Here is a 21072-nt window from a genome sequence, read left to right on the forward strand (position 1 = left end):
ATGAAAGTTTCACGACAGCGGAACCTTTCACGATCCTCGTCTATTTCAGGCCGGTAGAGCCGAATCCGCCGTCCCCGCGCGTGGTATCGGACAAGGCATCGACCTCGACACAGACGTATTGTTGAACCTGCGCAATAACAGCCTGTGCGATCCTATCCCCGTGCCGGATAACGAAAGGCGCATCCCCTACATAGTACAGCCCGACCATCACCACGCCGCGGTAATCCTCATCCACCGTGCCGGGCGCATTGGGAATCAGAAACCCGTGCTTCAACGCCAGGCCCGACCGTGGCCGGATCTGCATCTCTGTCCCGCGCGGCAGCTCGACCGAGAACCCGATAGAGATCAGACTGATCTGCCCTTTCACAAATTCCATCGGCCCGTCGGGCAGAAAGGCCCGCAAATCCATCCCCGCCGCCCCGGCAGTGGCATAGGACGGCAGCGGCAGATCATCATTGCCGCTGACCCGTTTGAATTTGATCTCGCTCATCATCCGCTCCACCGCACGCGCGCTTTCCAAATGGTTTTAAATCCTCGCCGAAGGCAAGAAAACTCTAGCTCAACGCCTCTGCAATGCGCGCGGCCAACTGCTGTGCCACCTGATCCTTGCCCATGCGCGGCCAGCTTTCGGCCCCCGCATCCGTGATCAGGGTCACAGCATTTTCCGCCCCGCCCATAATGCCTGTCGCCGGTGAGACATCATTCGCAACGATCCAGTCGCAGCCCTTGCGCAGCCGTTTCGCCGTGGCGTTTTCAACGACGTCATTCGTCTCCGCAGCGAAGCCCACGACCAGCTTGGGCCGCCGCGCCCCCGCCGCGCTGACGGTTTTCAGAATATCGGGATTTTCAGCAAAGCTCAGCACCGGCAGCCCGTCTTTCGATTTCTTGAGCTTTCGATCACTGGCGCTGGCCATGCGCCAATCCGCCACCGCCGCGGCGAATACGCCTGCGTCGACGGGCAAGGCTGCCTCTACCGCCTCCTGCATCTGCTGCGCCGTTTGCACGCGGATCACCTCTACCCCGTCGGGCGGGGGCACGTCGGCAGGGCCAGTGACAAAGATCACCTGAGCCCCCAACGCCGCCAACGCGCGCGCAATCGCGGTGCCCTGCGCGCCCGAGGACCGGTTAGCGATATAGCGGACAGGATCAATCGGCTCATGCGTCGGGCCGGAGGTCACCAGAATACGTCGCCCCTTTAGCGGACCATCGGCCAGCTGCGCCTCGACCGCGGCGACGATCTCAAGCGGTTCGGACATGCGCCCGGGGCCGAATTCCCCGCAGGCCATATCACCATCATTCGGGCCGACCACATGGATGCCATCACCGCGCAGGGTCGCAAGGTTGCGCTGCGTCGCGGGGTGGTCCCACATGCGCACGTTCATCGCCGGCGCAATCAGCACCGGCGTATCTGTTGCCAACAATAGGGTAGAGGCCAGATCATTCGCCACACCGCTCGCCATCTTGGCCATCAGATCCGCCGTGGCAGGGGCCACCACAACCAAATCCGCGACACGGCTTAGCTGGATATGCCCCATCTCGGCCTCGTCGCCCAGATCGAACAAGTCGCGATACAGCTTCTGCCCCGCCAACGCTGAAACAGACAAAGGCGTCACAAACTCTTCGCCCGCGCGGGTCAGCACGGGCGTCACAGTGGCCCCGCGTTCGCGCAGGCGACGGATCAGATCAAGGGATTTGAAAGCGGCAATACCGCCCCCGATTATCAGCAGAATATGTTTGCCAGCCAGCATGATCGCCCCCGTCGTCGGTGTTCGTCCCGACCATAGGGGGGCGGTTCATTTTCCGCCAGCCCGTTCCTGCGGCAGAGCGCGCAGACCGCGGGATCATATCTGGGGGCTCACATCAGGAAGTGGCGCACCTCGGAGGATTGTGTCTCAAGCGTTTTGCGCATCTTGCCAAAGGCCGCGGCCTCTAGCTGGCGGACACGTTCTTTCGACAAGCTCAGCTCGGCACCCAAACTTTCAAGCGTCCGCGGCTGATCGCGCAGCTTGCGTTCGCGCACAATGAATTGTTCGCGTTCGTTCAGGGCCTGCATCGCCGACAACAGCCAGCTGCGCAGCGTCAGCGTGTCGTGGCTTTCCTCGACACGTTCGGCGGCCTGCGCACTGTCATCGACCAACGCGTCGATCCACTCGCGGCCCTCGTCCTCTGCCGATTGCGTCGCGTTCAACGAGAAATCAGAGCCGGACAAACGCCCCTCCATCATCTCGACGTCATGCATCGGCACGCCAATCTCGGTAGAGATCATCTGACGCAGCTGATGCTTGTCCAAGGTCTCGCCCGCGGCTTGGGCCTCGCGCTCAAGGCGTGCCTGTACACGGCGCATGTTGAAGAACAGCGATTTCTGAGAGGACGTAGAGCCGGTGCGCACCATCGACCAGTTGCGCATGACGTGATCCTGAATGCTCGCCTTGATCCACCAGACGGCATAGGTAGAAAAGCGCACCCCGCGGTCGGGGTCGAACTTGTCGGCAGCTTTCATCAGGCCCAATCCGGCCTCCTGGATCAGATCATTCATCGACGCGCCATAGCGCTTGAACTTACCCGCCATCGAGATAGCTAGACGCATATAAGCTGTGATCAGCCGGTGCAGCGCTTCCTCGTCGCGTTCGTCCCGCCAGGCATAGGCAAGCTTCAGTTCTGTCTCCGCATCTAAAAGCTCTGCCTTCATTGCGGTGCGGGTCAAAGAAAATTCACGTGATTGCGCCAGCGTCATGATGTCCATCCCTACTATTGAGGCACATCTGTCTGCGCCTTTTCATGTAAACGCGGAAAACCGCCAGTTGGTTCACGCGGAATCGAAAAAGAATCGGCTTTTTTCCGCGCAGCTTGCTTTGACTTTGTGACAATGACGCTAAATAAATCGCAAACCACTGGGCGAATAAGGCGCGCTGATCATGACTATCTGGCATTGGGTGCGCCACGGCCCGACCCACGAGAAAAACTTTGTCGGCTGGCGCGATGTCCCTGCCGATCTGTCCGATGTCGCACAGCTCGGGCGGCTCAACGCGCATCTGCCGCAGACTGCCGTGATGGTATCTTCGGACCTCATCCGCGCTTCTGCCACCGCCGATACGCTGGCCTCTGCCAGCCGCCTGCGCCTGCCCCATGACCGCGACCTGCGCGAACTTGATTTCGGGCTGTGGGACGGCATGCACGCCCGCGATGTATCGCAAAGCCACCCCGAGCTCAGCCGCGCCTATTGGACCACCCCGGGTGACATCGCCGCCCCCGAAGGCGAAAGCTGGAACGACGCGGCCCGCCGGATCAACGCCGCCGTTGACCGGATCACACAGGCCCATCCGAACACAGATATCATCGCCGTGGCGCATTTCGGCGTGATCCTGACACAGGTCCAACGCGCGCTTGGTGTGGATGCCCATGCCGCGATGGCCCATAAGATCGACAACCTGTCGGTCACGGATATACACATCACCCCGCAGGGGTGGGACATCGGCACCATCAACCATCAGGTCTGACGGTCCCGCCCCTACCTTCATTTTGCCAATTAAACTCAAATCCCGCGCTTCCCACGTTCGTTAACGCTTATTAAACACCCCCGCCCTACCCCTGAGGTATCGCAAGGCATCGGGGGTAGAATGGTCGCACGGGCATATACGGTCGCATTCCAGGGCATCGACGCGCGCATCGTCGAGGTGCAATGCGCGCTCTCCGCCGGCATGCCCGCCTTTTCAATCGTGGGCCTGCCCGACAAAGCGGTGTCAGAAGCGCGCGAAAGGGTTCGTGCCGCGCTTGGTGCGATGGCCATCGCCCTGCCCAGTAAACGGATCACGATCAACCTCAGCCCTGCCGACCTGCCCAAAGAAGGCAGCCATTTCGACCTGCCGATCGCGCTGGCCCTGCTGGGGGCGATCGATATCCTGCCGAATGATGTCATCCAAAGCACCGTCGCCTTGGGCGAACTGTCGCTGGACGGGAGCCTGATCCCCGTGATCGGCGCGCTGCCTGCGGCGATGGCTGCGGCGGAAAACGGGCGTAGCCTGCTTTGTCCCGCTGCCTCTGGTGCCGAAGCGGCATGGGTCGGCAATGCGCAGGTGATCGCGGCCCCCAGCCTCGGTGCGGTGGTGCAGCATTATACCGGCCAAACCCCGCTGCCCCCTGCCACACCGGGCGAAGTCTCGCAAAGCCCCAGCCAGCATGACCTGCGCGATGTCAAAGGTCAGGAACGCGCCAAACGCGCCTTGGAAATCGCGGCCGCGGGACGTCATCACCTGATGTTTGTCGGCACGCCCGGCTCGGGCAAATCCATGCTGGCGGCGCGTTTACCCTCCATCCTCCCCCCGCTGACCCCACAAGAAGCGCTCAGCACCTCTATGATCCACTCGCTTGCCGGGCTTCTGGATGACGGTGGCATCTCTCGTCTGCGCCCGTTCCGCGAACCGCACCACACGGCGTCTATGGCGGCGATCATTGGCGGCGGGCGGCTGGCCAAACCGGGAGAGGTCAGCCTTGCCCATAACGGCGTGCTGTTCATGGATGAGTTCCCCGAATTCCCGCGCACCGTGCTGGAAACCCTGCGTCAACCCGTTGAGACGGGCGAGGTGATGATCGCCCGCGCCAATGCACATGTGAAATACCCGTGCAAATTCATGCTTGTCGCCGCAGCCAACCCCTGCAAATGCGGCTACCTTAGCGATCCGTCCCGCGCATGCAGCAAAGCCCCCGCTTGCGGTGAGGATTATATGAACCGCGTTTCAGGCCCGCTGCGTGACCGCTTCGACCTGCGCATAGATGTGCCGCCCGTGGGCTATACCGACCTCGACCTGCCCCCCAGTGCGGAAGGCTCGGCGGAAGTCGCCCAAAGGGTGCAAGCCGCACGCCGCCGCCAGCACGACCGGTTTGCCGACCATCCCACAGCGGCCCTGAACGCAGATGCAGAAGGGGACCTGCTGGAACAGATCGCCGCCCCGGATACGGAGGCGCGACAGCTGCTGTCCCGCGCGGCAGAGAGGTTTCACCTATCGGCGCGTGGGTATCACAGGGTATTGCGTGTGGCGCGCACCATCGCGGATCTGGACGGGGCCGGCGACGTGCGCAAACCGCATCTGGCCGAAGCGCTCAGCTTTCGGTTGCCGTCGGTGGCAGTTGCGTGATCCAGCGCGCCAATGCGTCCAGCGTGGCCCGCGCTTCGGGCAGGGTGTTGTGGAAGATCGGCCAGACGTGGGGCAGGTCATGCTCCTCTTCCAACGACGCGCTAACACCTTGATCCCGCAAACGCGCTGCCATCCGGCGCGCGTCATCGCGTAAAATCTCTGTGGACCCGACGGTGATCCAGACTGGCGGTGCCCCCGGATAGCTCGCAAGCAAGGGGCTTATATCGGGATCTCGGGGGTCTGCACCGGCCAGATACACCTCTGCCATAAGACCGGCCTGCGCGGCGGGCAATACGGCCTCTCGTGCCGCATTCTCGCGGAAGCTGGCCCCCTCGTGCAGAAAATCGGTCAGCGGTGAAAAAGCAAAAAGCGCGCGCGGCAGGGGGCCACTGCCTGCACAAAGCCGGCTAAGCAGATTGAACGCCAGCGCGCCGCCAGCGCTATCGCCGCCGACAATGATATTCTGCGCCGGCACACCACTGTCGAGCAGCGCCCGATAGGCCGCGGCGACATCTTCGATTGCGGCGGGAAACGGCGCTTCGGGGGCAAGACGGTAATAGGGCAACACCGCCGCAGCCCCCAGACGCTGCGCCAAGGCCCCCAGCATCGCGCCGTGGGTATCGGGGCTGCCAAACACGAAACCGCCCCCATGAATATAAAAGATCACCAGATCAGAGCGTGTTTGCGTAGGGCTCACCCGCAGAACATCGCCCGCGCCAACCAAGCGGCTGCGGGTGATCTGGGTGCCCCGCGGTGCCCGAAACAGCAGCCGCGCGGTTTTCGCGAAATCACGACGTATCTTGTACACATCGCGCGTGCGCGCCAGCTTGCGCTTCTCTACCAAACGTAAATAGCCGTTCAGCAGAGGGCGCAGCAAGCTCATGCGCGCTTACGCTCGATCGCTTCCCATATCTTAGCCGCGATATTGGTGCCGTCGAAACGTTCCAGTTCTTGTATGCCCGTGGGGGAGGTCACGTTGATCTCTGTCAGATAGTCGCCGATGACATCGATGCCGACGAAAATCTGCCCTTTCTCGCGTAGCAACGGGCCGATGGCGGCGCAAATTTCAAGGTCACGCTCTGTCAGGCCGACCTTTTCAGGGCGGCCGCCCACATGCATGTTCGACCGGGTTTCCCCCTCTGCCGGGACGCGGTTGATGGCCCCGACGGCTTCGCCATCCACCAGAATCACCCGTTTATCGCCCTTGGACACAGCAGGCAGGAATTTCTGTACGATCAACGGCTCGCGCGAGAAACCGGTGAACAGTTCGTGCAAAGAGCTGAGGTTGCGATCATTCGTGTCCAGACGGAAGACCCCCGCGCCCCCGTTCCCGTATAGCGGCTTGAGGATGACATCCTTGTGCTTCGCCTTGAACGCTTTGATCGTGTCCAGATCACGGGCGATTGTGGTCGGCGGGGTCAGCTGCGGGAAATCGAGCACCAGCAGTTTCTCGGGGTAGTTCCGCACCCAGAACGGGTCATTCACCACCAGCGTTGTCTTTTTCAGACGGTCCAGCAAATGGGTCGAGGTGATGTAATGCATGTCGAACGGCGGATCCTGCCGCAGCCAGACCACGTCGAAATCCGCCAGATCAACCTCGCGTTCAGGCCCCAAGGTGGCGTGATCGCCCTGTACCCGCTGCACGGTCAGATCATGACCCCGCGCGGTTATGCGCCCCTCTTGATAGGCGAGGTGATCGGGGGTGTAGTAGAAAAGCGCGTGCCCGCGCGCCTGTGCTTCCTCGGCCAGGCGAAAGCTGCTGTCCGCGTTGATGTTCACGTCCCCGATCGGGTCCATCTGAAAGGCGATTTTCATAAGGGGTCTCCCTGTTGTTCCTTTCTAGATGGCGCAGCAGGGCCTGGGGTGCAATGGGTCAGTCGTGCCCGAAGGCGTTTTCAAGGATACGCAGGTCACCGGTTTGATCGACCAACGCCACGTCAAACCGCACGTCCGTCAGCGCGCCTTTGGGTTCGCCGCCAATGAATTCTTCGGCGGATCGATAGATACGGCGCATCTGTTTCCGGTTCAGACGCTGCAGGGCGCTGTCATGGCTTTTGCTTTTCTTCACTTCGACAAAGACGATTCCGTCGCCGTCGCGCATGATCAGATCAATTTCGCCCGCCTTACCCCGCCACCGTTCATGTGCCAGATCAAAGCCGCGGCGGCGGTAGTCATCCGAGACCTGCAGTTCAGCCGCACGACCTGCGTGATAGGAAACAGCGCCTTGAACGGATTTCGCCAATGTTGTCAGTGTGTCGGTCATCTTAGGTTTCTTTCCCAAGTTCTAATGCCGCCTGATACACCTGTCGGCGCGGCACATCATATGCCTGCGCCACCATATCGACGGCATCGCGCATCGAATTCGTTTCCAATGCGTTCGCAAGGTCAGAGGTTAGATCACTTTCGCTAACAGCCGGTAAACGCCCGCGATCGATCAGCACAACAATCTCGCCCTTCGGGGCTTTACCGCTGTAGTGTTCGGTCAACTCATCTAGGGTACCGCGCTGAATTTCCTCGAACTTCTTGGTCAGCTCGCGACAGACAGCCGCCGGACGTTCCCCGCCCAGCGCCTGTGCGGCATCGCGCAGCATCGCCCCCACCCGCTTGGGTGATTCGTAGAAAACCAGCGTGCCTTGCACCTCTTTCAACTTTTGCAGCGCCGTGAGCCGTGCGCCTTTCGCATTGGGCAGGAACCCTGCGAAAAAGAAGGCATCCGTCGGCAGCCCTGCCAAAGCCAGCGCGGTCAGCACCGCCGAGGGGCCCGGGGCGCAGGTCAGCATGAGCCCTGCCTCGCCCACACCGCGGGATAGTTCGAACCCCGGATCCGCGATCAGCGGCATGCCAGCCTCAGAGGCATAGGCGACGGATTGCCCATCGCGGATCGCGGCGACAAGCTTGTCCTGCACGCCACTGCCCGAATGGTCGTGCAGCGCCACAATCTGCCGCCCGTTGAGAGGCACCCCATGGATATCCATCAACTTACGCAGGCTCCGCGTGTCCTCCGCCGCCAGCACATCAGCCGAGGCCAGCACGTCGAGCGCCCGCAAGGTTATGTCGCGAGCAGAGCCGATCGGCACCCCGACAAAGTAAAGCCCCGCCGCAAGGGGAATCTTTTGGTAATTCAAGCTGGACCCGCCTTTCGCACCCTCTATGATCAGTGCATATGTCCCCGGGGCCATCGCCGCCGACCTGCCACCAATGGAGTGACACTGTTATGATCGCTGTTTTCAACATCCTTCGCAAGCCACTGCGGCTTTTGATCCTGCCACTGATTGCATTGGCGCTTGCCGCCTGTGAACCTGTGGCGCTGACCAATATGAACGGGTCCAAGGGCCCCAAAGTCGACTCGAGCAAACCTATTCCGGTGGCCTTGCTGATCCCGCGTGGCGGTTCGGCGGCGGATAACCTGCTGGCGCAAGAACTTGAGAACGCCGCGCGTCTGGCGATCCGCGATCTGGGCGGCGTGCAGATTGACCTGCGGGTCTATGGTACGGGCGGCAATGCCGGCACTGCGGGCACCGCGGCGGCGCAGGCTGTCACCGACGGAGCGCAGATCATTCTGGGGCCGCTTTATGGCGAGGCCGCAAACGCGGCGGGCAACGCGGTTGCCGCGCAGGGCGTGAATGTGCTGTCCTTCTCGAACAACCCCAGCATCGCGGGCGGCAATGTCTTTGTGCTGGGTCAGAACTTTAACGACACCTCCAACCGTCTGGTCCGCTACGCCAAGAGCAACGGAAAAGACAAGATCCTCGTACTGCACGGTCAGGATCTGGCCGGTCAGCTGGGCCGCGATGCCATCCTCAAGGCGATTGCCGCAAACGGGGCGACCTCTGCCGGTACGGTTGATTACGCGCTGAGCCAAGAAGCCGTAATGTCTGACGTGCCGCGCGTGAAAGCTGCCGTAGAAAGCAACGGGGCGAATGCGATCTTCCTGACAACATCCTCGGCCAGTGCCCTGCCGCTCTTCGCACAGATGCTGCCAGAGGCAGGGATCAGCGGTGCCACCACGCAGTACATCGGTCTGACCCGCTGGGACATCCCGCCCCAAACGCTGGCCCTGCCCGGCGTGCAAGGTGGCTGGTTCGCCCTGCCCGATCCCGGTGCGACAACCGCATTTTCGCAGCGCTATGCCGCAGCCTATGGCGACACACCCGGCCCGATCGCTGGTCTGGCCTTTGACGGGATCGCCGCCGTGGGGGCCTTGGCGAAATCCGGCAAATCCGACGCGTTGTCCGCGGCACGTCTGACCCAAGGCGCGGGCTTCCGCGGGGCGAGCGGCGTGTTCCGCCTCAAGGCGGACGGCACCGCAGAACGCGGCCTTGCCATTGCCACGATCCGCAATCAGCAGGTCGTCATCATCAGCCCTGCCCCCCAAGCCTTTGGCGGGGCCGGTTTCTAAGGGACCGCCTTTTGTGAAACCCCTTGTTGCACCAGCAGAATCAGGTGAGGCCACCGCGCGTCACCTGATCAGCACCCCCAAACGCATCTTTGACGAAGCGGCTGTTTCCGCCGCGCTCAAGGACGTGCTGGACGGTTTGACCGATCCGGCAGAGATTCAGGCCGCCGCCGTCGCCGTCCTGCAAGACGCGCAAAAGAACGGGCGCGCCGAAATCGCCCGCGCCTTTGCGGCGTCACCGTTCAACGCGCGCCCCATGACGTCGGCCTATTGCTACCTCACCGATCAGCTTGTCCGCACGACCCTGCAGATCGCCGGACAACGGCTCCACCAGATTGAAACGCTTGGCCCGAACGACCGGCTCGCCGTGATCGGCGTCGGCGGGTATGGCCGCGGAGAGATGGCCCCCTATTCCGATGTGGACCTACTGTTCCTCATCCCCCAAACGCCCAGCCAGCGCACTGAAAACCTGATCGAATCCATGCTCTACATGCTATGGGATCTCAAGTTGAAGGTCGGCCATTCCACCCGCACCATCCGCGACTGCGTTACCCTCGGCCGCGAGGATTTTACGATCCAGACAGCCCTGCTGGAGCACCGCTTTATCGCCGCGGATGTGGCTTTGGCGCAGGATCTGGATGAAACGCTCAAGACCGATCTTTTTGCAGGCACCGGTCGCAGCTTTATCGAAGCCAAGCTGGAGGAACGCGACGCGCGGCACCGCAAGCAGGGTCTGCGTTATGTGGTGGAACCCAACGTCAAAGAGGCCAAGGGCGGCTTGCGCGATCTGCAATCGTTGTTCTGGATCGCCAAACATATCTACAGCGTCGAACATGCCGCCGATCTTGTCGACCGCGGCGTGTTTCTGGAGGAAGAATTCAAGACCTTCGTCGCGGCCGAGAATTTTCTTTGGGCGGTACGCGGACACCTGCACCTCATTTCAGGACGCGCGACCGAACAGTTAACCTTTGACATGCAGGTCGCCGTGGCCGAGGCGATGGGATACCGCGACACGCGGGGCCGCCGCGGGGTCGAGGTGTTCATGCAGGCCTATTTCCGCCATGCCACCGAAGTGGGCGAACTGACGCGCATCTTCCTCACCAAGCTCGAAGCCTTGCACGTCAAGGCGGAACCCCTGCTCGAACGTATCTTTCGCCGTCGCCCCAAGCTGCGGGACGGTTATGAGGTCGTGGGCGGGCGGCTGGCCGTCACCGATGGCAAGGCGTTTATCAGCGACAAGCTGAACCTGCTGCGCATCTTCGAAGAGGCATTGCGCACCGGCATGTTGATCCACCCCGATGCGATGCGTCTGGTCAAAGCGAACCTCGCCCTGATTGACGACGACATGCGCAACACGCCCGAAGCGCGGCGGATCTTCCTTGATCTGATGCTGAAACACGGCAACCCCGAACGCGGCCTGCGCCGGATGAACGAACTGGGCGTGCTGTCAGCCTTCATCCCCGAGTTTGAACCCATCGTGGCGATGATGCAGTTCAACATGTACCACAGCTATACGGTGGACGAGCATACGATCCAGTGCATCACAAACCTTGCCCTGATCGAAAAGGGCGAGCTGGAAGAAGACCTGCCCGTCGCCTCGTCGATCCTGCAACGTGGGGTGAACCGCAAGGTGCTATATGTGGCTCTCTTGCTGCATGATATCGCCAAAGGCCGCCCCGAAGACCATTCGATCCTCGGGGCCCAAATGGCCCGCAAGATCGCGCCCCGTCTGGGCCTGAACAAGGCCGAGGTCGACACGGTCGAATGGCTGGTCCGCTACCACCTGTTGATGTCGGATATGGCGCAAAAACGCGATATTTCCGATCCGCGCACCGTGCGGGACTTTGCCAAGGCTGTGCAGACCGTCAAACGGCTTGATCTGCTGTGTGTGCTGACCGTCTGCGATATCCGCGGCGTCGGCCCGAACACATGGAACAACTGGAAAGCCGTGCTGATCCGCGGGCTCTACCGGCAAACCAAACGCGCGCTTGAAACCGGGCTCGAAGACCTCAACCGCGAGAACCGCGGCGCGGGGGCCAAAAAGGCCCTGCGTGCGGCCCTTGCCCATTGGCCGCGCAAGGATCTTCAGGCCGAAACCGCACGCCACTACCCGCCCTATTGGCAGGGCCTTCATACGGCCTCCCAGGTGGTATTCGCCGAACAGCTCCGCGATATTCAGGACGGTGAAATCCGCATTGACCTGCACCCTGACGATGACCGCGACGCCACCCGCGCCTGCTTTGTCATGGCTGACCACCCGGGCATCTTTGCAAGGCTTGCCGGTGCGCTGGCGCTGGTCGGGGCCAATGTCGTCGATGCCCGCAGCTATACCACCAAGGACGGCTGGGTGACCGATGCGTTCTGGATCCAGGACGCCGAGGGCAACCCCTACGACGTCTCGCGCCTGCCACGGCTGCGGCAGATGATCTCCAAGACGCTCAAGGGTGAAATTCTGGCCCGCGATGCGCTGAAATCCCGCGACAAGGTGAAAAAGCGCGAGAAAGTGTTCAAGGTGCCCACGCATATCACCTTTGATAACGAAGGCTCCGAGATCTACACGATTATCGAGGTGGATACCCGCGACCGCCCCGGCCTGCTCTATGACCTCACGCGGTCGCTGTCTGAATCCAACGTCTATATCGCCAATGCGGTGATCGCGACCTATGGCGAACAGGTGGTCGATACCTTTTACGTCAAGGATATGTTCGGGTTGAAATACTATACCGAAAGCAAGCAGAAGACGCTCGAGAAACGGTTGCGTGCGGCGATCATCGACGGTGTTGCGCGGGCGCAGGACTGACATCGGCGCTTTCGCGCGGGCATGACGGCTGTGTTCGCATTTCCCTGATTGCGCAGTGCGGCGCCAACGGCTAGGCCATTTGCACCGCAGTTACGGGGCAGCACCACCATGAAACCTATCCGCCTTATGTCCGGCTTCTTCACCGTCGGGATCTGGACCCTCCTCAGCAGGGTCATGGGGTTCGTGCGCGATGTGATGATCGCGGGCTACCTTGGATCCGGCCCCGCAGCCGAAGCGTTTCTGGTCGCCTTTTCCCTGCCCAACATGTTCCGCCGCTTCTTTGCCGAGGGGGCGTTCAACATGGCCTTTGTGCCGATGTTCTCGAAAAAGCTCGAAAGCGGCGATGATCCGGAAAAATTCGCGCAGGATGCTTTCGTCGGCATGGCGTTCATCCTGACGCTGTTCACCATCATCGGAATCGTCGCGATGCCGGGGCTGGTGCTGCTGATGGCCTCGGGCTTTGCGGGGGACGAACGGTTCGATCTGGCGGTCGAATACGGGCGGCTGGCCTTCCCCTATATCCTGTTCATCTCCCTCGCCGCCCTTGTATCGGGCGTGCTGAACGCCACGGGCCGCTTCATGGCGGCGGCAGCAGCCCCTGTGGTGTTGAACGTCATCTTCATCCTCGCCGTCCTGATCGGGGCCGCCCTTGGCCGCGACGGATCAGAGGCGATCGGCATGGGCATCGACAAGGCGCTTGGCCTGCAGATCGGCGACACCCTGGCGCTGTCTGTCCCGCTGGCGGGGATCGCGCAACTGGCGCTGGTCTGGTGGGCCGCGAAACGCGCAGGCTTCACACTGACCTTCGGCCACCGCCCCCGCCTGACGCCCGAGCTGAAACGCCTCGCCATCATCGCCGCCCCTGCGGCCCTGGCGGGCGGGGTCATGCAGATCAACCTGCTGGTCGGCCGTCAGGTCGCCAGCTTCTACGAAGGGGCCGTGGCCTGGCTCAATTATGCAGACCGCCTCTACCAACTGCCCTTGGGCGTGGTGGGGATCGCGATTGGCGTGGTGCTGCTGCCCGACCTGTCACGACGGCTCAAGGCCGGAGACGAACAGGGATCGCACACCCAGATCAGCCGCGCCGCCGAGGTGTCGCTGGCGCTGACCATCCCCTCGGCGGTTGCGTTGATGGTGATCCCCTTCACCCTGGCCACGGTGCTGTTCCAACGCGGGGCCACAACCACAGATGACGCCGCGGCCATCGCCATTGCGGTGGCGATCTACGGGCTCGGCCTGCCGGCGTTTGTGCTGCAAAAGATCCTGCAACCGCTTTACTATGCGCGTGAAGACACCCGCCGCCCCTTCTACTTTGCCGTGGTGGCAATGGTGGTGAACGTGGTACTGGCCGTCGGCCTCAGCCCCTTGATCGGCTGGATTGCCCCTGCCATAGCGACGACACTGGCGGGATGGGCGATGTTTGCCTTGCTGGCCTATGGCGCACGTGGCTTCGGGCTGGCCGCCAAATTCGATGCGCGTTTTCACAAACGCATCTGGCGCATCATGGCGGCGGCGGCGGTCATGGGCGGCGCGCTCTGGATCGGCAATCTGGCCCTGCAACCCCTGCTCGCCGAAGCCTGGTGGCGCGGGGTCGCCCTGGTGATCCTCATTGCCCTAGCGGCCGTCAGCTACTTCGGCACCGGCCAGCTCATCGGTGCGTTCAAACTGGCCGAATTCAAACGCGCCCTAAAACGCGGCTAACCCGACCCGCTTCCAAATGGCATTAAATCCCGGGGGTCAGGGGGCTGGCCCCCTGCCCGTCACGCCTGCCTGACACGCCTGCAAGCCTCACCGATGCCGAATACGCTCCCGCAGCCTGCCCCATTCGCCCGGCGCAAAAACAAAGCTCAGCGCGAAACCACAGGCAAAGCCCAAAAGCTCCGCCACCCACTGGGTGCCCGCGTCAAAGAACACGCCCCAGATCAGCTGCAACCCCATCAGCACGGCAATCAGGGAAAACGCGCGGTACTGCTGTTCCCCTTGCCCCGCCAGCTTGCGCCACATGACAAAGGAATAGCCGCCGATCAGCCCATAAACCGACGGGTAGGCACCGACCAGCCAGACCGGATCATCCAGCACCAGCGCATAGACCACCGCGCCGAAAATGCCCGACACAAAGAAGATCGCCAGAAACGCCACCTGCCCCATCGCCTCCGCCACCATCTTGCCAAGCGCCAGCAACAGCACGCAGGCAAAGATCGCATGGGTGAACCCCAGATGGATGAAACTATAGCTCACCACCCGCGACAGGTCGCGCAGGGGGAACTGCATGTTGGCGACCATCCAGTCGAAGACATCGCCCGAAAATCCGAAGTCGCGGATCAAGGCCAGACGCCAGCCCACAGCAGCAGGACCGCCGATGATCCCGGCCTCGGCCAGCGACAGCACGACCTCTATCCCCGCCAGCGCCAGAAAAAGCAGCGTCACGGTTGCGGGCATTGGGTTCACGGGGGGGTGAAAATCTGGGTCTTCCATAGGGCCTCCTTGACGGGCATGGTGCGCATGGGTAAGCCCATCTGGCCGTAGTTTCCAGCCTTATCGGAGCATCCAATGACCGACACCTCTTTCACCCCGCGTGTGTTTTCCGGCATCCAGCCGTCGGGCGATTTGCATCTTGGAAACTACCTGGGCGCGCTCAAACGTTTCGCCGATGCGCAGGACAAGGGGGTACAGTCGATCTACTGCATGGTCGATCTGCACGCGATCACCGTCTGGCAGGACCCTGCGGACCTCAAGCGCAGCACGCGCGAGCTTTGTGCCGGTTTCATCGCTTCAGGCATCGACCCCGATAAATCCATCCTGATCAACCAAAGCCAGGTGCCCGAACACGCGCAACTGGCCTGGGTCTTCAACTGCGTGGCGCGTATGGGCTGGATGGGCCGCATGACCCAGTGGAAGGACAAGGCCGGCAAGAATGCCGAAGCTGCCTCGCTGGGGCTCTTTGCCTATCCCGCGCTGATGGCCGCCGACATCCTGATCTACCATGCGACCCATGTGCCGGTGGGCGAGGACCAGAAACAGCACCTTGAACTGACCCGCGACATCGCGGCCAAGTTCAACCATGACTACGGCGTCGATTTCTTCCCGTTGACCGAACCGGTGATCGAAGGGGCTGCGACCCGCGTCATGTCCCTGCGTGACGGGTCCAAGAAGATGTCGAAATCCGATCCTTCCGATGCCAGCCGTATCAACCTGACCGACGATGCCGACACCATCGCCAAGAAAATCCGCAAGGCCAAGACCGACGCCGATGCGCTCCCCTCCGAAGTGGACGGCCTCAAGGACCGGCCAGAGGCGCGCAATCTGGTGAATATCTTTGCCGCGCTGAACGACCAGACCGTTGAACAGGTTCTGGCCGATGTGGGCGGCCAGCAGTTCGGCACCTTCAAACCCAAACTGGCTGAACTCGCCGTCGCCAAAATGGCCCCGATCAGCACCCGCATGGCAGAGCTGATGGCCGACGAGGCAGAGATCGACCGCATTCTGGCCCACAGTGCCACCCAAGCGCGCGAGATCACCGCGCCGATCCTCAAGAAAACCTACGAGATTGTGGGCATGGTGGGCTAAACCAGCCCGCCCCTTCACCCTTTCCCAAATACTCCTCCCACAGATCCGCCGCAGCACCACGGCTGCGGGCCTTGCCCCCATGGACAATCCTTTAGCGTTTTGCCAGCCTTCGCCCGAACCACGAAGGGGATAGACGATGACCACCGGTTTTTTCATGGATGAACGCTGCTTTTGGCACGCAGGTGGCAACTATGCCTTTACCATGCCCGTGGGCGGCTTGGTGCAGCCGCTGGCGGCGGGCGGCCTGCCGGAAAACCCCGAGACCAAACGCCGCCTGCGCAATCTGATGGAGGTCACCGGCCTGATGGCCGAACTCGACGTGCGCAGCGCGGCACCTGCATCGCGCGAGGATCTGCTGCGGGTCCATCCGGCTGCCTATCTCGACGACTTCAAGCGCCTTTCCGACGCGGGCGGTGGAGAGCTGGGGTTGCGCACCCCCTTCGCCGCCGGCGGGTTCGAGATTGCAGCGCTGTCCGCGGGCCTCTCCATCACCGCGGTAGAGGCCGTCGCCAAAGGTGACCTCGACAATGCCTATGCGCTCAGCCGTCCACCGGGGCACCATGCGCTGCCTGATTTCCCCAACGGCTTCTGCCTGCTCGCCAATATCGCCATCGCGATCGAGGCAGCAAAGGCCAAGGGGCTGGTGCGCCGCGTTGCCGTGCTGGACTGGGATGTGCACCACGGCAATGGCACCGAGGCGATCTTTTATGACCGCGACGACGTGCTGACGATCTCGCTCCATCAAGAAGGTAATTACCCGCTTGATACCGGCGCGCTGGCGGATCGGGGCAACGGCGCGGGAGCCGGTTACAATATCAACCTGCCGATGCACGCGGGGTCGGGGCATACGGCCTATCTGCACGCGCTCGACCGCGTGGTGCTCCCCGCGCTCGACGCGTATCAACCCGATATGATCATCGTCGCCTGCGGTTTCGATGCCTCTATCGTGGACCCGCTGGCGCGCATGCAGGCCACAGCGGAAACCTTTGCCGAGATGACACAGCGGATCAAAGCCGCGGCGCAAAAACTTTGCGGCGGCAAGCTGGTGCTCGTCCATGAAGGCGGCTATTCAGAGGCCTATGTTCCCTTCTGTGGCCACGCCACCATCGCAGCCCTCGCAGACAGTGACATCACAGCGCCAGATCCCCATGCGAAGAACTTTCGCATTCGCCAGCCAAGCCCCGCATTCGACGCATTCCTGCGCGCGTCCATTGATGACATGGCGCAAGAGCTGAACCTATAAGAGAGACCCCGATGCCGACACCCAATCCCGACGCGCTGCATTTCCTGCAAACCCGCCGTTCGCGCCCCGCCAAGACCCTGACCACACCGGTCCCCGACCGCGACACGCTGACCGAGCTGTTGACCGTGGCCTCGCGCGCGCCGGATCACGGGATGCTGGAGCCGTGGCGTTTTATCGTGATCGAAAAGCCTGCGATGGCGCGTCTGGCCGACATCGCCGAGGCACGCGGCACCGCCCTGGCGCTCGACGCCGAGCAGATCCAGAAGGGCCGCGGGCAATTCGATCAGGGCGAGCTGGCGGTTGTTGTGGTCGAGGTGCAGAAACCCTCGCCCAAGATCCCACCGTTGGAACAGACCTATGCCGTCGGCGGGGTCTGCCTGTCGCTGGTCAATGCCGCGCTCGCCTCTGGCTGGGGCGCGAACTGGCTAAGCGGTTGGGTCAGCCACGACCGCGCCTTCATGACCGAGGCTTTCGACCTCGCGGAGCATGAACGCATCGCGGGCATCATCCATATCGGCACCGAAACCTCCGCCCCGCCAGAGCGCGGGCGCCCCGACATCACGGCGATCACCACATGGCAATAGCACAGATTTTTCGCGCCTTCGGGCTGGCCGTTGGACAGGTGGGCGATCCAAGCTTTCGCCGCGTGCTGCTGCTGGGTGTCGGCTTGGCGTTGCTGCTGCTGGTCGGTGCGTCTGCGGGCTTTGTCTGGCTGATCGACTGGCTGACCGGAGAGGACAACTGGCTGCCCGTCCTGGGCGAGGTTTCGTGGCTTGACGATCTGTTCAGCTGGGGGGCGGCGCTGCTGTTGATGGTGCTGTCGGTGTTCCTGATGGTGCCCGTCGCCTCGGCCATCACGTCGATGTTTCTGGATGATGTGGCCGACGCGGTAGAGGCCGAACACTACCCCCATCTGCCCCCCGCCACGCCTGTGCCCTTTGGCGATGCGCTGCGCGATACGGTGAACTTCATGGGGGTGCTGATCGGCGTGAACGTCGTGGCGTTGGTGCTGTACCTGATGTTCGCCCCCTTCGCGCCCCTGATCTTCTGGAGCGTGAACGGTTTCTTGCTGGGACGCGAGTATTTCACGCTTGCTGCGATCCGGCGGGTGGGCCGGACCGAGGCAAAGCGTCTGCGCGGGAAACATGGCCTTACAATCTGGGCCGCCGGCGTGTTGATGGCGATTCCCCTGTCGGTGCCGCTGCTGAATCTGGTGATTCCGATCCTAGGGGCGGCGACCTTTACCCATTTGTTCCACCAATTGGTGTCGGTGCCCCGTGGAGCCACTGCTCCACATCCGCCACGGTGAACCAGCCCGACAGGATGATCCCCGCGATGATCGCCCAAAGCACGATCGACACAGCGGTCGTCCACAGCGCTTTCTTTTTAAGGTGGTGATGTTCGGGGGCCCCCGCGTGGGTGCCCTCGACGATCTGGCCCAGATCCCCCTGGGTCTGCACCCGTACTGGCAGCAGGATCATGAATACCATCGACCAGATCACGGTGAACAGAACGATACCTGACATGACGGCCATGGTTACACCTGCTCCAGCTCGACCAGCGCGCCGTTAAAGTCTTTGGGGTGCAGGAAAATCACCGGCTTGCCGTGGGCACCGATCTTGGGCTCACCGTTGCCCAGAACACGCGCGCCGCTTTCCTTCAGGCGATCCCGCGCCGCGATGATGTCTTCGACCTCATAGCAGATGTGGTGGATGCCACCGGCGGGGTTCTTTTCCAGAAAACCGTTGATCGGGCTATCGTCCCCCAGCGGGTAAAGCAGTTCGATCTTGGTATTGGGCAGTTCGATAAAGATCACGGTGACGCCGTGGTCGGGTTCATCCTGCGCGGGGCCAACATTCGCACCCAAAGCGTTGCGGTATTGATCCGCAGCGGCCTCAAGGTCCGGCACGGCGATGGCTACGTGGTTTAGGCGACCGATCATCATTCTTCTCCCTCAAATCAACATTTGACCCGGTTTATGGGCTGCCGCTGCCGCAAGAGCAATGCGTCACGTTAACACCGTATTAGCGAAGCGCGCCTAACCATAGGTCACCCACAAAGCATAACGGAGGAATCATGGATACGCTTGAACATCAGGCCCAAAGCCTGCCCGCCCCCACGGCCGACCGCCCGCTTTTGGGCCTTACCGTTCTGGTGATCGAAGACAGCCGCTTTGCCTGCGAGGCGATGCGCCTGCTCTGTCTCCGCTCTGGCGCGCGGATCAGACGGGCCGACAGCCTGCGCGCGGCGCGGCGGCATTTGCAGGTCTACCGCCCGTCGATCGTGATTGCCGATCTGGGGTTACCAGACGGAAACGGCATTGATCTGATTGCGGAACTGGCACAATCGCAGCCCCGCGTGGATGCGCTACTGGCGATTTCGGGGGACACCCACCTGGCGGCGGATGCGCTGGCCGCAGGGGCAGACCGTTTCATGAGCAAACCGTTGCAATCTTTGTCACAGTTTCAACAGGTCGTGCTGGCCGCCCTGCCGCAGCATCATCGTCCGCTGGGACTGTCCGTGCTTTCCGATGAAACGATCACGCCCGACACTATCGCGTTGCAGGATGACATGGCGCATATGGATGACGTTCTGTCCGGCCCCTGTACGCCTCAGACGCTGGAATATGTCGCGCAGTTTCTGACCGGCGTGGCGCGCAGCGCGCGGGACGCAGCACTGGAGCAGGCGGCGACAGCGCTGGCAGCACGCAGCACCTTGGGCCTGCCTGCTATCGAAGAACAACGGGTGATCCGGTCGGTCTTGCGCCAACGGCTGATGCGGCAGATCGCGATCTAGTCGCGGGTCACGTCAGCGGGTCACTGGACACCCGCACGAGGCTGGTCAGGTCGCCCAGCCGTTCGCGCTGCTTACCCTCTGCGTCAAAGTTTGCAGGGGAAAGCCACGCTTCGAAGGCTTCGCGCAGGCCCGGCCATTCGGCGTCAATCGCGGCAAACCAAGCCGTATCGCGGTTGCGCCCTTTAACGACAGCCGCCTGCCGGAAGATGCCTTCGTAGCTGAAGCCCAAGCGTTGCGCGGCACGGCGCGACGGCATGTTCAGCGCGTTACACTTCCATTCATACCGACGGTATCCCGCCTCGAATGCCCATTTCATCATCAGATACATGGCATCCGTCGCCGCCCGCGTGCGCTGCAACGCCGGCCCAAAGGTGATTGACCCGACCTCTATCGATCTGGCCTCTGGCGCGATGCGCAGATAGCTTGCCACCCCTTCGATATGCCCTGTCTCTAGGTTCTTGATCGCATAGAAGAGCGGGTCGTCTTTGGTTTCGACCTCGCGCACCCAACGGTGAAACTGGGCAGAGGATGAGAACGGCCCGTCATACATATAATGCCACAGGTGATCCTGACCTTCAAAAGCGCGGAACAGCAGGGCGGCGTGGGCCTCGGCGTTCAGCGGTTCAAGCTGGGCGTAGCGGCCCGTCATCACCGTCCGCGGCGGGCGCGGCGGGACGGAAAAATCTGCAACAGGGGCACCAAGTGGGCCGGGGGGCTGGTCATCTTGTTTCATGCGCTTACGTTAAGGCCAAGCGCTGTCAGCGCCAAGACCCGAATGTCATATGACATCACCCAATCTGGAGCGCAGAAAGGTCCTGTTTTTGCCACAAACGCCTGCGAGGCTGATGGCATCCGCAACCACCAACCCACCCACGTCACCCATCCCAAAGGGCACATCATGTTCACCAAACTGCGCCGCATCTACGCCAAGGAAACCAGTTTCGACTGGACAGTCTTTGCGGCAAATGTGGTGGGTGTGGCGATCGTGGCACTGGCTTTTGCCCATGCGCGCGACTTTGGCGCGCAGACCGTGGTAGAGGTTGCGCAAGCCGGTTTCTGAGCCTCGGGCACATGCCATCCCGACATAGACCACCCCCGACACCAACGCGGTTCCATCGCGTTCAAACGAAAAAGCCCG

General features: G+C 62.1%; 22 protein-coding genes. 11 read left to right on the top strand and 11 right to left on the bottom strand.

Annotated features, from left to right (window positions below; translation table 11 throughout):
- Nucleotides 1–40 precede the first annotated feature (40 nt).
- The 3 genes from dut to IV89_RS14965 all read right to left on the bottom strand — a co-directional run bounded on the left by dut (nucleotide 41) and on the right by IV89_RS14965 (nucleotide 2734).
- The gene (dut, locus tag IV89_RS14955) at nucleotides 41–490 is read right to left on the bottom strand and encodes a dUTP diphosphatase (protein WP_037944894.1); all 450 of its coding nucleotides are present in this window, start codon (nucleotides 488–490) and stop codon (nucleotides 41–43) included.
- 64 nt (nucleotides 491–554) lie between these two features.
- Nucleotides 555–1748, bottom strand: a complete 1194-nt coding sequence (gene coaBC / locus IV89_RS14960) for a bifunctional phosphopantothenoylcysteine decarboxylase/phosphopantothenate--cysteine ligase CoaBC (protein ID WP_037943145.1) — start codon at nucleotides 1746–1748, stop codon at nucleotides 555–557.
- Between the two features lie 107 nt (nucleotides 1749–1855).
- Nucleotides 1856–2734, bottom strand: a complete 879-nt coding sequence (locus IV89_RS14965) for an RNA polymerase factor sigma-32 (protein WP_037944893.1) — start codon at nucleotides 2732–2734, stop codon at nucleotides 1856–1858.
- Between the two features lie 181 nt (nucleotides 2735–2915).
- Here IV89_RS14965 and IV89_RS14970 point away from each other — a divergent pair, with 181 nt between their 5' ends.
- On the top strand, nucleotides 2916–3497 hold the full coding sequence (locus IV89_RS14970; protein WP_037943144.1) for a histidine phosphatase family protein: 582 nt from the start codon (nucleotides 2916–2918) through the stop codon (nucleotides 3495–3497).
- Between the two features lie 120 nt (nucleotides 3498–3617).
- Complete coding sequence (locus IV89_RS14975; RefSeq protein ID WP_037943142.1) at nucleotides 3618–5132, top strand: YifB family Mg chelatase-like AAA ATPase; 1515 nt, start codon at nucleotides 3618–3620, stop codon at nucleotides 5130–5132.
- On the opposite strand, the gene IV89_RS14980 is transcribed toward IV89_RS14975, so the two are convergent.
- Genes IV89_RS14980 through rsmI form a run of 4 tightly spaced genes read right to left on the bottom strand, consistent with a single transcriptional unit; the run spans nucleotide 5098 to nucleotide 8257 of the window.
- Nucleotides 5098–6015 (bottom strand): alpha/beta hydrolase, encoded by a 918-nt coding sequence (locus tag IV89_RS14980; RefSeq protein ID WP_037943140.1) that lies wholly within the window; start codon nucleotides 6013–6015, stop codon nucleotides 5098–5100. The genes IV89_RS14975 and IV89_RS14980 overlap by 35 nt on opposite strands.
- A complete protein-coding gene (gene gshB / locus IV89_RS14985; protein ID WP_037943139.1) occupies nucleotides 6012–6947 on the bottom strand; it encodes a glutathione synthase in 936 nt (311 codons plus the stop codon). Before gshB ends, IV89_RS14980 begins: the two co-directional genes overlap by 4 nt.
- A 58-nt stretch (nucleotides 6948–7005) precedes the next feature.
- Nucleotides 7006–7395, bottom strand: coding sequence for a YraN family protein (locus IV89_RS14990; protein ID WP_005851276.1), 390 nt, complete (start codon nucleotides 7393–7395; stop codon nucleotides 7006–7008).
- 1 nt (nucleotide 7396) lies between these two features.
- Nucleotides 7397–8257, bottom strand: coding sequence for a 16S rRNA (cytidine(1402)-2'-O)-methyltransferase (gene rsmI / locus IV89_RS14995; RefSeq protein WP_005851274.1), 861 nt, complete (start codon nucleotides 8255–8257; stop codon nucleotides 7397–7399).
- 89 nt (nucleotides 8258–8346) lie between these two features.
- Here rsmI and IV89_RS15000 point away from each other — a divergent pair, with 89 nt between their 5' ends.
- The 3 genes from IV89_RS15000 to murJ all read left to right on the top strand — a co-directional run bounded on the left by IV89_RS15000 (nucleotide 8347) and on the right by murJ (nucleotide 14029).
- Nucleotides 8347–9531 carry a penicillin-binding protein activator gene (locus IV89_RS15000; protein ID WP_037943138.1) on the top strand — a complete coding sequence of 395 codons (1185 nt, stop codon included), beginning with the start codon at nucleotides 8347–8349 and terminating at the stop codon, nucleotides 9529–9531.
- 13 nt (nucleotides 9532–9544) lie between these two features.
- Entirely contained in the window at nucleotides 9545–12328 is a 2784-nt protein-coding gene (locus IV89_RS15005; protein ID WP_037943137.1) for a [protein-PII] uridylyltransferase, read from the top strand.
- Between the two features lie 108 nt (nucleotides 12329–12436).
- Nucleotides 12437–14029 carry a murein biosynthesis integral membrane protein MurJ gene (murJ, locus tag IV89_RS15010; protein ID WP_037943135.1) on the top strand — a complete coding sequence of 531 codons (1593 nt, stop codon included), beginning with the start codon at nucleotides 12437–12439 and terminating at the stop codon, nucleotides 14027–14029.
- 87 nt (nucleotides 14030–14116) lie between these two features.
- Here the strand turns inward: murJ and IV89_RS15015 are convergent, their stop codons facing one another.
- Entirely contained in the window at nucleotides 14117–14803 is a 687-nt protein-coding gene (locus IV89_RS15015) for a rhomboid family intramembrane serine protease (RefSeq protein WP_037943134.1), read from the bottom strand.
- 75 nt (nucleotides 14804–14878) lie between these two features.
- Between IV89_RS15015 and trpS the strand changes: the two genes are divergently transcribed.
- The 4 genes from trpS to IV89_RS15035 all read left to right on the top strand — a co-directional run bounded on the left by trpS (nucleotide 14879) and on the right by IV89_RS15035 (nucleotide 18447).
- The gene (trpS, locus tag IV89_RS15020; RefSeq protein ID WP_037943131.1) at nucleotides 14879–15895 is read left to right on the top strand and encodes a tryptophan--tRNA ligase; all 1017 of its coding nucleotides are present in this window, start codon (nucleotides 14879–14881) and stop codon (nucleotides 15893–15895) included.
- 136 nt (nucleotides 15896–16031) lie between these two features.
- On the top strand, nucleotides 16032–17138 hold the full coding sequence (locus IV89_RS15025) for a class II histone deacetylase (protein WP_037943129.1): 1107 nt from the start codon (nucleotides 16032–16034) through the stop codon (nucleotides 17136–17138).
- Between the two features lie 11 nt (nucleotides 17139–17149).
- Nucleotides 17150–17722, top strand: coding sequence for a nitroreductase (locus IV89_RS15030; protein ID WP_037943127.1), 573 nt, complete (start codon nucleotides 17150–17152; stop codon nucleotides 17720–17722).
- Nucleotides 17713–18447 carry an EI24 domain-containing protein gene (locus IV89_RS15035; RefSeq protein WP_005851261.1) on the top strand — a complete coding sequence of 245 codons (735 nt, stop codon included), beginning with the start codon at nucleotides 17713–17715 and terminating at the stop codon, nucleotides 18445–18447. The genes IV89_RS15030 and IV89_RS15035 overlap by 10 nt, the downstream gene beginning before the upstream one ends.
- Here IV89_RS15035 and IV89_RS15040 read toward each other — a convergent pair.
- Both IV89_RS15040 and mce read right to left on the bottom strand, forming a co-directional pair.
- A complete protein-coding gene (locus tag IV89_RS15040) occupies nucleotides 18380–18673 on the bottom strand; it encodes a DUF1467 family protein (RefSeq protein ID WP_005851259.1) in 294 nt (97 codons plus the stop codon). The genes IV89_RS15035 and IV89_RS15040 overlap by 68 nt on opposite strands.
- 2 nt (nucleotides 18674–18675) lie before the next feature.
- Nucleotides 18676–19080, bottom strand: a complete 405-nt coding sequence (mce, locus tag IV89_RS15045) for a methylmalonyl-CoA epimerase (protein ID WP_005851258.1) — start codon at nucleotides 19078–19080, stop codon at nucleotides 18676–18678.
- Between the two features lie 134 nt (nucleotides 19081–19214).
- On the opposite strand from mce, the gene IV89_RS15050 reads away from it, so the two are divergent.
- Nucleotides 19215–19934 (top strand): response regulator, encoded by a 720-nt coding sequence (locus IV89_RS15050; RefSeq protein ID WP_037943125.1) that lies wholly within the window; start codon nucleotides 19215–19217, stop codon nucleotides 19932–19934.
- 7 nt (nucleotides 19935–19941) lie between these two features.
- Here the strand turns inward: IV89_RS15050 and IV89_RS15055 are convergent, their stop codons facing one another.
- Complete coding sequence (locus tag IV89_RS15055; RefSeq protein ID WP_037943123.1) at nucleotides 19942–20667, bottom strand: GNAT family protein; 726 nt, start codon at nucleotides 20665–20667, stop codon at nucleotides 19942–19944.
- 42 nt (nucleotides 20668–20709) lie between these two features.
- Between IV89_RS15055 and IV89_RS15060 the strand changes: the two genes are divergently transcribed.
- Entirely contained in the window at nucleotides 20710–20994 is a 285-nt protein-coding gene (locus IV89_RS15060; protein WP_037943122.1) for a hypothetical protein, read from the top strand.
- Nucleotides 20995–21072: the final 78 nt, after the last annotated feature.

It is taken from the genome of Sulfitobacter sp. CB2047, from assembly GCF_000735125.2.
In the GTDB taxonomy this organism is placed as follows: domain Bacteria; phylum Pseudomonadota; class Alphaproteobacteria; order Rhodobacterales; family Rhodobacteraceae; genus Sulfitobacter; species Sulfitobacter pontiacus.